Source organism: Kitasatospora sp. NPDC004615 (genome assembly GCF_042873545.1).
Lineage (GTDB): Bacteria > Actinomycetota > Actinomycetes > Streptomycetales > Streptomycetaceae > Kitasatospora.
Genome location: NZ_JBIALQ010000002.1, coordinates 157,933 through 169,629 on the forward strand (window position 1 = coordinate 157,933; position 11,697 = coordinate 169,629).

10 protein-coding genes and 1 pseudogene are annotated in these 11,697 nt (G+C 73.4%); 3 read left to right on the forward strand and 8 right to left on the reverse strand.

All coding sequences use genetic code 11. The annotated features are described in order from the left end of the window. Nucleotides 1-57 precede the first annotated feature (57 nt). The 6 genes from ACFYS8_RS07600 to ACFYS8_RS07625 are packed head-to-tail and all read right to left on the reverse strand — an operon-like array spanning nucleotide 58 to nucleotide 5,084. Nucleotides 58-1,233: a cytochrome P450 gene (locus tag ACFYS8_RS07600; protein WP_387637207.1), complete on the reverse strand. Its 1,176-nt coding sequence runs from the start codon at nucleotides 1,231-1,233 to the stop codon at nucleotides 58-60. After that, nucleotides 1,230-1,847 carry an ATP/GTP-binding protein gene (locus tag ACFYS8_RS07605; RefSeq protein WP_380482162.1) on the reverse strand — a complete coding sequence of 206 codons (618 nt, stop codon included), beginning with the start codon at nucleotides 1,845-1,847 and terminating at the stop codon, nucleotides 1,230-1,232. Before ACFYS8_RS07605 ends, ACFYS8_RS07600 begins: the two co-directional genes overlap by 4 nt. Then, nucleotides 1,825-2,184, reverse strand: a complete 360-nt coding sequence (locus tag ACFYS8_RS07610) for a DUF742 domain-containing protein (RefSeq protein ID WP_387637210.1) — start codon at nucleotides 2,182-2,184, stop codon at nucleotides 1,825-1,827. The genes ACFYS8_RS07605 and ACFYS8_RS07610 overlap by 23 nt, the downstream gene beginning before the upstream one ends. Beyond that, a complete protein-coding gene (locus tag ACFYS8_RS07615; protein ID WP_387637212.1) occupies nucleotides 2,181-2,600 on the reverse strand; it encodes a roadblock/LC7 domain-containing protein in 420 nt (139 codons plus the stop codon). The genes ACFYS8_RS07610 and ACFYS8_RS07615 overlap by 4 nt, the downstream gene beginning before the upstream one ends. Beyond that, nucleotides 2,597-4,048, reverse strand: coding sequence for an ATP-binding protein (locus tag ACFYS8_RS07620; RefSeq protein ID WP_387637215.1), 1,452 nt, complete (start codon nucleotides 4,046-4,048; stop codon nucleotides 2,597-2,599). Before ACFYS8_RS07620 ends, ACFYS8_RS07615 begins: the two co-directional genes overlap by 4 nt. Nucleotides 4,049-4,091: 43 nt before the next feature. Then, nucleotides 4,092-5,084 carry an MBL fold metallo-hydrolase gene (locus ACFYS8_RS07625; protein WP_387637217.1) on the reverse strand — a complete coding sequence of 331 codons (993 nt, stop codon included), beginning with the start codon at nucleotides 5,082-5,084 and terminating at the stop codon, nucleotides 4,092-4,094. Nucleotides 5,085-5,278: 194 nt separating this feature from the next. Between ACFYS8_RS07625 and ACFYS8_RS07630 the strand changes: the two genes are divergently transcribed. Continuing rightward, the gene (locus ACFYS8_RS07630; RefSeq protein ID WP_387637220.1) at nucleotides 5,279-5,794 is read left to right on the forward strand and encodes a MarR family winged helix-turn-helix transcriptional regulator; all 516 of its coding nucleotides are present in this window, start codon (nucleotides 5,279-5,281) and stop codon (nucleotides 5,792-5,794) included. Nucleotides 5,795-5,804: 10 nt separating this feature from the next. Here ACFYS8_RS07630 and meaB read toward each other — a convergent pair whose 3' ends face one another. Together meaB and ACFYS8_RS07640 are read right to left on the reverse strand one after the other, a co-directional pair. Continuing rightward, a complete protein-coding gene (meaB, locus tag ACFYS8_RS07635; RefSeq protein ID WP_387637222.1) occupies nucleotides 5,805-6,758 on the reverse strand; it encodes a methylmalonyl Co-A mutase-associated GTPase MeaB in 954 nt (317 codons plus the stop codon). 77 nt (nucleotides 6,759-6,835) lie between these two features. Continuing rightward, nucleotides 6,836-8,026, reverse strand: coding sequence for an acetyl-CoA C-acetyltransferase (locus ACFYS8_RS07640; protein WP_387637225.1), 1,191 nt, complete (start codon nucleotides 8,024-8,026; stop codon nucleotides 6,836-6,838). Nucleotides 8,027-8,277: 251 nt separating this feature from the next. On the opposite strand from ACFYS8_RS07640, the gene mce reads away from it, so the two are divergent. Next, entirely contained in the window at nucleotides 8,278-8,712 is a 435-nt protein-coding gene (gene mce / locus ACFYS8_RS07645; RefSeq protein ID WP_387637227.1) for a methylmalonyl-CoA epimerase, read from the forward strand. A gap of 388 nt (nucleotides 8,713-9,100) precedes the next feature. Then, nucleotides 9,101-11,697 (forward strand): annotated as a pseudogene (locus tag ACFYS8_RS07650) (hypothetical protein); the annotation flags it as partial.

Below are 11,697 nucleotides of genomic sequence, written 5' to 3' on the forward strand. Positions count from 1 at the left end.
GCGCTTGTCGCGCAGTTCCCCGCGCCCCTGGTTGTGCTCTCCCTGGTTTCTCAACCGCTATAGCGCTGTGAACTCGACCGGGAGGGAGACCAGTGCCCGGTGGACCGGGCCCTGGCGCCAGAGGATCTGGTCGGCGGGGACGGCGAGCCGGAGGTCGGTGAGGCGGCTGATGAGGTGTTCGATCGCGGTGACGGCCATCAGGACCGCGGGCTGGCGGGCGGGGCAGCGGTGCGGGCCGGCGCCCCAGGCGAGGTGGGCGTAGGAGCCGCCGAGGGACTCGCTCTCCGAGGGAGGGAGCGCGGCCTGCGCGTTCGCGGAGGCGTAGGAGATCAGCACGGGCTGGTCGGGGGCGATCGGCGTGCCGTGGAAGACGATGTTGCGCCGGGTGTAGTGCGGGGCGAAGTTCGAGAGCGGGGGGTCGGTCCAGAGGACTTCGTTGACCGCGTCGTGCGCGCTGAGCGCGCCGCTGTGCAGGGAGCCGGCGTAGCGGTCGTCGGAGAGCATGCGGAGCAGCGCGTTGGCGGTGAGGTTGGCGGTGGGTTCGTGGCCGGCCATCAGGGTGAGGGTGATGTGCCGGACGACCTCGTCGTCGCCGAGTCGCGCGGGGTGGTTGATGAAGGCGGAGATCAGGTCGTGCCGGGGTGCGGTGCGGCGTTCGGCGACCAGGCCGGTGATGACGGCGACCAGGTCGGCGTACGCGGCAATGGCGCCGGTGGAGGATTCGAAGGAGTCGTTCATCGCGGCGCTGATCCGGTCGAGGTCCTGGTCGGGGATGCCGTACCAGGAGCAGAGGATGAGCAGCGGGAGCCGGTAGGCGTACTGGGCGAGGATGTCGGCCTTGCCGGTGTGCGCGAATTCGGAGATGAGCTGTTCGGCAACGGCGGTGGTGTCGCGTTGCAGCAGGTGGGGTTCGATGATGCCGACGCTGTCGGTGATGACCTGCCGGTAGCGGGCGTGGGTGGCGCCGTCGTTGAAGAGTGCGGTGGGGCGCCAGCCGAGCATCGGCGTGATCGGGGAGTCGGCGGGCTGGGTGGCCTGCCAGACGCGGGAGTCGCGGGTCCAGGTGTCGGTGTCGCGGAGGACTTCCAGGGCGACGTGGTAGTCGGTGACCAGCCAGGCGTCGATGCCGGGGGCGAGTTCGACGGGCGCGAGCGGGCCGCGGTCGCGCAGCCGGGCGTAGTGGGCGTGCGGCTGGGCGGCGAACTGCGGCCCGTAGAGGGCGGTGCGGGTCATGGGGCGGTCTCCTGCGGGAGGCGGTCCAGGACGTGCTCGGTGAGGGCGATCAGGGCGTCCAGGCAGCCTGCGCGTTCCCGGGCGTCGCATTCGATCAGCGGGGTGGCGGGGTCGAGGTCGAGCGCGGCGCGGATCTTGTCGAGTTCGATCGGCGGGGTGTCGGGGAAGCGGTTGACGGCGACCGCGTAGGGCAGGCCGGCTTCCTCGATGAGGTCCATGGCGTCGAAGGCGTCGGCGAGGCGGCGGGTGTCGGCGAGGATCAGTGCGCCGAGGGCGCCGCGGGCGAGGTCTTCCCAGAGCGGCAGGAAGCGGCGCTGGCCGGGGGTGCCGAACAGGTAGAGGACGAGGTCGCCGCCGGGCAGGGTGAGTCGTCCGAAGTCGACGGCGACGGTGGTGGCGGTCTTGCCGGGGATCCGGGCGGTGTCGTCGACCGGGATGCCCTGGGCGGTCATGGTCTCCTCGGTGTGCAGTGTCGGGATCTCCGACAGCGAGCGCACGAAGGTGGTCTTCCCGACCCCGAACGGCCCGGTGACCATGAGTTTCATCAGGATCGGGTCGGTGGCGGGGAGGTAAACGGGGCTGCTGCCCGTGCTACTTGAGGGCGCGAAGTCCACTGAGGAGCCTTTCGGCGAGGTCCCGGTTGACCGGCTGGGCGGAGGGAATCGGCGCGCGCACCTTGAGGGCGCCGCGCTCGGCCAGGTCGGCGACGATGAAGACGGTCGCGCTGACCGGGAGCCGGAGGTGGGCGGCCGCCTCGGCGACGGTCAGCGCGCCGGGGCGGACCAGTTCCCATAACTGGCGGTGTTCGCCGCCGAGTCCGGCGGGGAGGTCGGCGGCGGCGTGCAGGATGCTGAGCCGGTCCAGGCTGTGCTTGCCGGGCGCGAGGTCGCGGCCCTGGGTGGCGAGGTAGGCGGGGACGAGTCGGCGGTGCGGTCCGCTGGGTGTGGTCATGTCCCGCTCGCCTCCCGGGCGGGGCTGGCGAGGGCTCTGGCGAGCGCGGCGACCTGGACCTGCATCTGGTAGGCGATGGTGCCGAGGTCGGCGCCGGGGACGGCGAACACCGCGAGCGAGGAGTTGGCGCCGGCCGGGGTGACGACGGCGTAGCCGAGGTCGGACTCGACGACGGTCTGGGTGAGCCGGACCTGGTCGGCCTCGGTGAAGGCGACGGTGAAGGCGCGGGCGGCGGCGTGCAGCGAGGCGGTCATCGCGGCGACCCGGTCGGCGCTGTCCCGGCCGAGGTCGGCGGAGTGGCCGGTGACCAGGCCGTCCCCGGTGGCGATGACGGCGTTCTGCACGCCGGGCAGGTCGAGCAGCGGGGTGAGGACCCAGGAGAGGTCCTCGGTGTGGCGGCGGAGCTGGGTGGTCACGGGGCTTCGACTCCTTCGGGTGCGGCGGGTCCGTCGGGGCCCGGGTTGTGGTGGACGGCGCTGCGGCCGGCGAGGGTGCCGGACTGCAGGGCCGACCACGCGGATCGGGCCCGGTCGGGGGTGCTGCCCACCGGGGACGGGAGGGGGGACGGCGCGTCCTGCTGCGGGACGCGCGGGCTGCGGCGCTTGCGGGTGGGCAGCGCGTCGCCCGCGTCGAACACCGGTGTGGTCTGGGTGATCGGGCGGGGGGCGAGCGCGGAGAGCGGGGCGGCCGGGTCGGTCAGGGTGAGCAGGTCGGCGGGCAGTCGCAGGATGGCGCGCACGCCGCCGTACGGGGACGGTTCGACCCGGCAGCCGAAGCCGAACTGTCGGCAGAGCAGACCGATCACGGCGAAGCCGGCCTGCGGCGGGTCGCCGAGTTCGGTGAGCAGGACCTCGGCCTGGCCGTCCAGCAGGTCGCCGGACCGCTCCAGTTGGTCGGGTTCCATGCCGACGCCCATGTCGTCGACCACCACGAGGGCGCCGGAGCTGCCCTGTTCGATGGAGACCACCACCCGGGTCTCGGGGTGGGAGTAGGCGGTGGCGTTGCCGAGGATCTCGGCGAGCGCGATGGCGACGGGTTCGGCGGCCCGCGCGGCCACCGCGAGGCGGGGTTCGCGCAGGTGGTTGGTGATCTCGATGCGGGCGTAGCCGGCCACCCGGGACTGCGCGCCGACGCAGAGTTCGGCGAGCGGCGAGGCCTCCCGGGTCATGCCGGGCCAGGCGCCGGAGAGCACCGCGAGGGACTGGACCCGGCGCAGCGTCAGTTCGTTGCGGAAGTCGAGCGCCAGCAGTCGCGGGTCGTCGACGCTGAGCTGGATCTCCTCCAGCAGCGAGCGGACCTGGATCAGCAGGGCCTGGATCTTGGACGCGGCGCCGCGCAGCGCGGCCCGGGCGGCGGCGTCGGTGCGGTCGCGTTCGGCGAGCACGGCCCGGACGGCGGCGGTGAGCGCGGTGTCCAGGGCGTGGTGGAGTTCCTCGGTGCCGCCGGTGGTGTCGAGCGGCCCGGGGACGGGCGTCCGGGGGTGGGTGAGCGCGGTGGTGGCGGCGGGCAGCCGCTCGTGCGCGAGGTGGCCGAGTTCGCGCAGGGCGGCGGCGTACCGGGTCTCGGCGACGGTGCGCTGGGCCTCCGCGGTGCGGGCCGAGGTGTCGGCGGCGCGGGCGCGTTCCTCGGCCGCCTCGGCGCGGGCTTCGGCGGCCGAGGCGACGGCGTCGGCGGCGCGGGCGGTGCTGTCCGCGGCGCGGGCGCGCTGTTCGGCGGTCTCGGTGCGGGCGGTGGCCGCGCGGGCCGAGGTGTCGGCTTCGGTGGCGCGCCGTTCGGCGGCCTGGGTGTCCTGGGCGGCGCGGCGGAGGAGCCAGAGCAGGGGTCCTGCGGCCAGGGCGGCGCCGGCCAGGACGTACAGGATCACGACCATCGGGTCCTCGGGGGGTGTCGTCGGCGCGGGTCGGGGGTCAGGCGGTGCTGGCGGCGGTTTCGGCGCCGCGCTGCCGGGCGAAGCCGGCCATCCGGCCGAAGACCTCCATCATGGCGGGCGGTTCGCTGCCGTCGAGGTGCCGGTATTCGGTGGCGATGGTGATCAGCAGCCGTTCGGGCAGGCCGAGTTCGGGGTAGCGGCGTTCGTCGATGACGGTGCGCGCGGCCTCGCCGGCCGGGATGCCGGCGGCGTGCAGGGCGTGTGCGCGGTCGCGGACGTGGCCGAGGTATTCGGCGTGCGCGCGCAGGTCGTAGCGGGTGAGCAGCGGGCCGTGGCCGGGGACGATGGTCTCGGCGCCGGTGGCGAGGACGCGTTCGACGGCGTCGATGACGTTGCCGAGCGGGCCGGCCCAGTGCACGGGGTGGTCGCCGGGGCGGTCGGCGGTGGAGCCGAACACGATGTCGCCGGTGAACACGGTGGAGCGGGTGGGCAGGTGGACGATCAGGTCGCCGCTGGTGTGGGCCGGCGGGAGGCTGCTGATCTGCACCGGGATGTCGCCGACGCGCAGTTCGAGTTCGCCGGTGAAGACGGTGTCGGGCTGGATCGGCGGGGTGTCGGCCCAGTCGAAGCACCCGAAGTGCTCGTGCAGGTAGGAGCCGGTGTCGGTGGCCGGGTCGAGGCTCTGCAGCAGGGCGTGCTGCTGCTCGGGGCTCGGCTCGTAGGCGATGTGGTGCAGCGCCTCGTGGGTGGTGATGAGTTCGGCGTCGGGCAGGACGCCGGCGCCCCACATGTGGTCGCCGTTGGCGTGGGTGACGACGATCCGGTCGACGGTGACACCCTTGGGCAGGACGCCGCGGGTGCGGTCCAGGAACTGGCCGGCGAGCTTGCGGTCGTACGGGGTGTCGATCCACAGCGCGGTGCGGCCGGAGGCGACCAGGCCGCAGTTGGCCAGGCCCCATCCGCGCTGCTCGGGCTGCCAGGCGTACACGCCGTCGGCTATCGAATGGAAGTTCGCGCTCCGCGTCGTCATGGGCGCGATTATGCCTAACATGCCGTCACCGGCCGAGTGCACCCCGGTAATTGAGCATGTTCGTTTCAACCCCGGCCAGGCGGCAGGGCGGTGGTGCGGGTACGTATCAGTCCGCCCGCAGCACACCGTCCTTACACGCTTCCGCCACGGGTGAATTTGTACAACATTGAACAATGTCGGCTATACTCGATCACATGAATACTCCTGTGACCGAAGCGCCGGCGGTCCCCGCCTCCCCCACGGAGGAGGACGCGCCCTGGCTGGACGCGCGTGAGCAGCGGTTCTGGCGCGCCCACCTGGAGGTCGGCAAGCTGCTGGAACACCAGCTGAGCCGGGAACTGCAGGCCCACAACCTCGCCATCAACGACTACGAGATCCTCGTCGTCCTCTCCGAGTCCCCCGAGCGCCGGATGCGGATGACCGACCTGGCCACCTCCACCATGCAGTCCAAGAGCCGCCTCTCCCACCAGATCACCAGGATGGAGACGGCCGGCCTGGTGCTGCGCCAGGAGTGCCCCGGAGACCGCCGCGGTCTTTACGCACACCTGACCGAGCACGGCTGGGAGACGCTGCGCAAGGTCGCCCCCGACCATGTGCGCAGCGTCCGCGAGCACTTCGTCGACCGGCTCACCGACGAGCAGCTGGACGCGATGTACGCCGCCCTCGCCCCGATCGCCGAGCACCTGCGGGCGCTGCGCGGCCGGAGCTGAACAGCCTCGCTCAGCCGGTCAGTTCGGCGACCAGCCGGTCGGCGGCGGTGTACGGGTCGAGCGTGCCGTCGGCGACCTGACCGGCCAGCGCGTCCAGGTGGCGGTCGCCGCGCAGGTCGCCGATCCGGGCCCGCAGCGCGGCCAGCGTGATCGCCTCGACCTCCTGGGCGGCCCGGCGCCGGCGGCGGGCCGCCAGCTCACCGGTCTCGGCCAGCCAGCCGTGGTGCTTCTCCAGCGCCTCGACCAGCTCGTCCACGCCCTCGCCGCGGGCGGCCACGGTCTTCACGATCGGCGGCCGCCAGTCACCGGCCTGCCGGGACTCGCCCAGGCCCAGCATGTGGTTGAGCTCCCGGGCGGTGGCGTCCGCGCCGTCCCGGTCGGCCTTGTTGACCACGAACACGTCGCCGATCTCCAGGATGCCCGCCTTGGCGGCCTGGATCCCGTCGCCCATCCCGGGCGCCAGCAGCACCACCGAGGTGTCGGCCTGCGCGGCGATCTCCACCTCGGACTGGCCGACGCCGACGGTCTCCACCAGGATCACGTCGCAGCCCGCCCCGTCCAGCACCCGCAGCGCCTGCGGGGCGGCCCAGGACAGGCCGCCGAGGTGGCCGCGGGTGGCCATCGAGCGGATGAACACCTCCGGGTCGGTGGCGTGCTCCTGCATCCGCACCCGGTCGCCGAGCAGCGCCCCGCCGGAGAACGGCGAGGACGGGTCGACGGCGAGCACCCCGACCCGCTTGCCGAGCTTGCGGTAGGCGGTCACCAGCGCGGACGTCGAGGTGGACTTGCCCACGCCGGGCGAGCCGGTCAGGCCCACCGTGTACGCCCGCCCGCTGTACGGGGCCAGCGCGGCCATCACCTCGCGCAGCTCGGGGGCGGCGTTCTCCACCAAGGTGATCAGCCGGGCCACCGCCCGGGGGTGGCCCTGCCGGGCCTGCTCGACCAGCGTCGCCACATCGGCCATCGGGTTGCTCCTCGCAGCACAAAAGACGGGAGCCCCGTGAAGCGGCAGGCGCCGCCTCACGGGGACTTGAGGATCGGTCAGCCCTGCGCGGGGACCTTGACGATCAGGGCGTCGCCCTGGCCGCCGCCGCCGCACAGCGCGGCCGCGCCGACGCCGCCGCCGCGGCGCTGCAGCTCCAGCGCCAGGTGCAGCACCACGCGGGCGCCGGACATGCCGATCGGGTGGCCGAGCGCGATCGCGCCGCCGTTGACGTTGACGATCTCGTCGCTGACGCCCAGGTCCTTCATCGACTGGTGGGCGACGGCGGCGAACGCCTCGTTGATCTCGATCAGGTCGAGGTCGACGACCTCCAGGCCCTCCTTGGCGAGGGCGTGCTTGATCGCGTTGGACGGCTGCGACTGCAGCGAGTTGTCCGGGCCCGCGACGTTGCCGTGCGCGCCGATCTCGGCGATCCAGGTCAGGCCCAGCTCCTCGGCCTTGGCCTTGCTCATCACCACGACGGCGGCGGCGCCGTCGGAGATCTGCGAGGAGGTGCCGGCCGTGATCGTGCCGTCCCTGGTAAATGCCGGGCGCAGCTTGGCCAGGCCCTCGACGGTGGTGTCGGCGCGGATGCCCTCGTCCTGGCTGAACAGCACCGGGTCGCCCTTGCGCTGCGGGATCGCGACGGGAACGATCTCGGCCTCGAACACGCCGTCGGCCTGCGCCTTGGCGGCGCGCTGGTGGGAGGCGGCGGCGATGGCGTCCTGCACCTCGCGGCCGATGCCCAGACGGGTGTTGTGCTTCTCGGTGGACTCGCCCATCGGGATGTTCTCGTAGGCGTCGGTCAGGCCGTCGTGGGCCATCGCGTCGAGCATCTCGATGGCGCCGTACTTGAAGCCCTCGCGGGACTTCGGCAGCAGGTGCGGGGCGTTGGTCATCGACTCCTGGCCGCCGGCCACCACGATGTCGAACTCGCCGGCCCGGATCAGCTGGTCGGCCAGTGCGATGGCGTCCAGGCCGGACAGACAGACCTTGTTGATGCTGAGCGCGGGCACGCTCATCGGAATGCCGGCCTTCACGGCGGCCTGGCGGGCGGGCATCTGGCCGACGCCGGCCTGCAGCACCTGGCCCATGATCACGTACTGGACCTGCTCGCCGGAGACACCGGCCCGCTCCAGCGCCGCCTTGATCGCGAAGGCGCCCAGTTCGGCGCCGGAGAAACCCTTGAGCGAGCCGAGCAGGCGGCCCATTGGAGTGCGCGCACCTGCGACGATCACAGAAGTAGTCATGGACGAGCCCCTTCGCGCGTCGGACCAGAGGGTATGGGGATGCGGTCAATGTACTGATCCGTTACCGCCGCGTCACCGCCGCGAGGATGTGATCAGCGCTACTGGCACCTTCCAGTGAACACCGTGCCAGTTCCGGGAAGTTCCACCACGGGAAACTCCGATGTGAGCAGACTCGCAAGGCGTGCTGCTGGCGTGCGGTCGCCGCCATGCGCTGCACTGAGTGCCATCCCTCAACGCCTTCGGAGGCCCCCGTGCTGACCCGCATCGACCACATCGGCATCGCCTGCTTCGACCTGGACCGGACCGTCGAGTTCTACCGCAGCACCTACGGCTTCGAGGTGTTCCACTCCGAGGTCAACGAGGAGCAGGGCGTCCGCGAGGCCATGCTGAAGATCAACGACACCGGGGACGGCGGCGCCTCCTACCTGCAGCTGCTGGAGCCCACCCGGGACGACTCCACGGTCGCCAAGTGGCTGGCCAAGAACGGTGAGGGCGTGCACCACATCGCCTTCGGGACGGCGGATGTCGATGGGGATGCCGCCGACATCAAGTCCAAGGGCGTGCGGGTGCTGTACGACGAGCCCCGGCGCGGTTCGATGGGCTCGCGGATCACCTTCCTGCACCCCAAGGACTGCGGCGGCGTGCTGACCGAGCTGGTCACCAGCGCGGAGCCGGGCGAGCACTGAACGGGCAGACGGGCTCTGAGCCGTACGACCCCGAACGGGGCTGGTACGGGGCCCGGCCGACGCCCGTACGGAACCTGGCGGGGCGGTAACGAACTGGGCGGTAACTTCCGAAAAGGACCTCGCCCCCATTCCCCCCGCCACCGCTCCCACTACAATGCCCAGGTGCGCAGGTACCTCCGGTCCGCGCACCGCAGGGGAGTCCACGACGCGGGCACGGCCGAACGGTCGCCGTTCGGATCTGTCACCATTCTCCAGAGGCAACAGATCGCTCAGGAGTCCACCCGGACGGCGGAGCGATGGCAAGGACCGAGCCGGTCCGGCCCCGGCAAGGCCAGGGGGCGGAACGGAGCGGTCGAGGACGCGACCAGGAGATGGGCGGGACCGCGGAGTGCGGGGCTACGACCGCGTTGAAGATCACCTCTCCAAGTTCGAGGCCGAGCTGGAGAAGGCCCGCAAGGAGCGGGACAAGACGATCGAGCACGCCGACGACCTCGCCTACCAGGTCGAAGTGCTCCGGGCCAAGCTCCACGAGGCCCGCCGGCAGCTCGCCCAGCCGCGTGCCTTCGACTCCGTCTCCGGCCAGGCCGAACAACTCCTGCGCAACGCCGAGATGCAGGCCGAGGCGCTGCGCGCGGACGCCGAACGCCAGCTCCGCGAATCCCAGGCCGCGACCCAGCGGATGATGGCCGAGGCCGCCGAACGCACCTCCCAGCTGGAGGCCGAGTTCAACGCCCGGCGCCGCCGGCTGGAGGAGGAACTCGCCGAGTTCCGGGCCGCCGCCGAACGCCACGTCAACGAAAACGTCAACTGGGCGGAGCAGACCCGCGCCGGTACCGAGCAGGAGGCCCAGCGCCTGCTCCAGGAGGCCCGCGCCGAGGCCGACCGGATGATGGCCGCCGTCCGCGCCGAGGCCGCCGCCCTCGCCGACCAGGCCCGCGCGCAGACCGCCGCCGACGTCGACGCCGCCCGCGGCGAGGCCCAGGCCCGCGCCGAAGCCGCCCTGATGCGCGCCCAGTCCGACGCCGAACGCCTGCTGCGCGCCGCCTCCGAGCAGGCCCAGCAGACCGGCGCCCAGGCCGAAGAGCAACGCGTCGCCGCCGCCACCGCCGCCCAGCAGCAGCTGGCCGAGGCGCACGCCGCCGCCGAACAGAAGCTCGCCGCCGCCGAAGCCGAGATCACCGCCCTCAAGCGGCAGGCCCTCGCCGACCAGGAGCGCGCCGAAGCCGCCCTGGTCGGCGCCCAGACCGAGATAGAGCGGCTGCGCGCCGAGGCCCTCGCCGAGGCCGAACGGGCCCGCACCGAGGCCGCCCGGATGCGCGAGGAGGCCCTCGCCGCCGCCGAACGCCTGCAGGCCGAAGCCGCCGCCGAAGCCGAACGCAAGGTCGCCGACGGCGACGCCGCCAGCGAACAGCGCTCGCAGACCGCCAAGGCCGAGATCGCCAAGATGGTGGCCGCCGCCACCCGCGAAGCCGTACTGATCAAGGCCGCCGCCTCCACCGCCCAGGCCGAGGCCGACGCCGCCAAGGCCGCCGCCTCCGAGGAGAGCGAACGCCTGCGCGGCGCCGCCGAGTCCGTCGCCAACGAGCTGCGCGCCGACGCCGAGAAGGAGATCGCCGAGCACTGGGCCACCGCCGAGCGCAACGCGTCCGAACTGCGCGAACAGGCCGCCGCCGAAGCCGAACGCCTGCACGCCGAAGCCGCCGAGACCGGCCGCGCCGAGGGCGCCAAGGACGCCGCGCTGCGCCTGGCCCAGGCCGCCGAGCAGGCCGAGGAGGTGCTCGCCCGCGCGAACACCGCCGCCGAGGACACCCGCGGCGAGGCCGCCGCCGAGGCCGAACGGCTGGTCGAGCACGCCAAGTCCGAGGCCACGACACTGCTGGAGCAGGCCCGCGAGGCCGTCGAGCAGGCGCAGAACGCCGCCATGGAGGACGCCGCCTCCATCCGCGAGCAGCTGGAACGGATGCAGGCCGACGCGGCCAAGGCCCGCGAGCAGGCCGAGGAACACCGCTCCGCCTCCGAGGCCGAGGCCGGCCGGGTCCGCGCCGAGGCCCGCCGGCAGGCCGCCGTCCAGATCGAGGAGTCCGCCAAGCAGGCCGAGGAACTGCTCACCGGCGCCAAGACCGACGCGGACGCGCTTCGCGCCGGCGCCGCCGCCGAGGTCGAACGGCTGCGCACCGAGACCCGCGAACAGGCCGCCGCCATCCAGGGCCGCGCCGAGCAGACCCTCACCCGGGCCCGCGCCGAGGCCGAGAAGCTCACCACCACCGCCGCGCAGGCCCGCGACGAACTGCTCGCCGCCGCGAACACCGCCGCCGAGGAGCAGCGGGCCACCGCCGAACGCGACGCCGCCCTGGCCCGCGAGCAGGCCGAGGCCGCCGCCCAGACCGTCCGCGCCGAGGCCGACGCCATCGCCGAAGCCACCCGCGCCGACGCCGCCCAGTGGGCCGAGCAGCACCGCGAGCAGGCCGAGGAGGCCGGCCGGGCCGTCCGCGCCGCCGCCGAGGACGCCGCCCGCATCCTCGCCGAACAGGCCGAGGCCGCCGCCCAGGCGCTCCGCGACGAGGCCACCGCCGCCCGCGAGGCAGCTCGCGCCGACCTGGAGAGCGAGCAGGCGCAGACCGCCGAGAAGCTGGCCGAGGCCACCGCGATCCGCGAGGCCGCCGACGGTGAGGCCGCCGCCGTCCGCAAGGCCGCCGCCCAGGACGCCCAGCGGGTCCGTGCCGAAGCCGACCAGCAGCTCGCCGCCGCCCGCGGCGAGGCCGAGACGCTGGCCGCCGAAGCCGCCGCCGACCGGTCCGAGGCCGCGCAGTTGCGCGCCGACGCCGAGACCTACGACAGCGAGCTGCGCGCCACGGCCGAGCAGGAGACGGCCGAACTCCGCGCCGTCGCCGACCGGGAGACCGCCGAGCTGCGCGCCGTCGCCGAGCGCGAGGTGGCGGAACTCCGGGCCGTCGCCGACCGCGAGACCACCGAACTCCGCGAAGC

Coding starts and splice junctions, on each gene's coding strand:
- meaB (WP_387637222.1), bottom strand. CDS start 6,758: ATGGCCGATGTGGCGACGCTGGTCGAGCAGGCCCGGCAGGGCCACCCC.
- ACFYS8_RS07600 (WP_387637207.1), bottom strand. CDS start 1,233: ATGACCCGCACCGCCCTCTACGGGCCGCAGTTCGCCGCCCAGCCGCAC.
- ACFYS8_RS07625 (WP_387637217.1), bottom strand. CDS start 5,084: ATGACGACGCGGAGCGCGAACTTCCATTCGATAGCCGACGGCGTGTAC.
- ACFYS8_RS07640 (WP_387637225.1), bottom strand. CDS start 8,026: ATGACTACTTCTGTGATCGTCGCAGGTGCGCGCACTCCAATGGGCCGC.
- ACFYS8_RS07610 (WP_387637210.1), bottom strand. CDS start 2,184: ATGACCACACCCAGCGGACCGCACCGCCGACTCGTCCCCGCCTACCTC.
- ACFYS8_RS07630 (WP_387637220.1), top strand. CDS start 5,279: ATGAATACTCCTGTGACCGAAGCGCCGGCGGTCCCCGCCTCCCCCACG.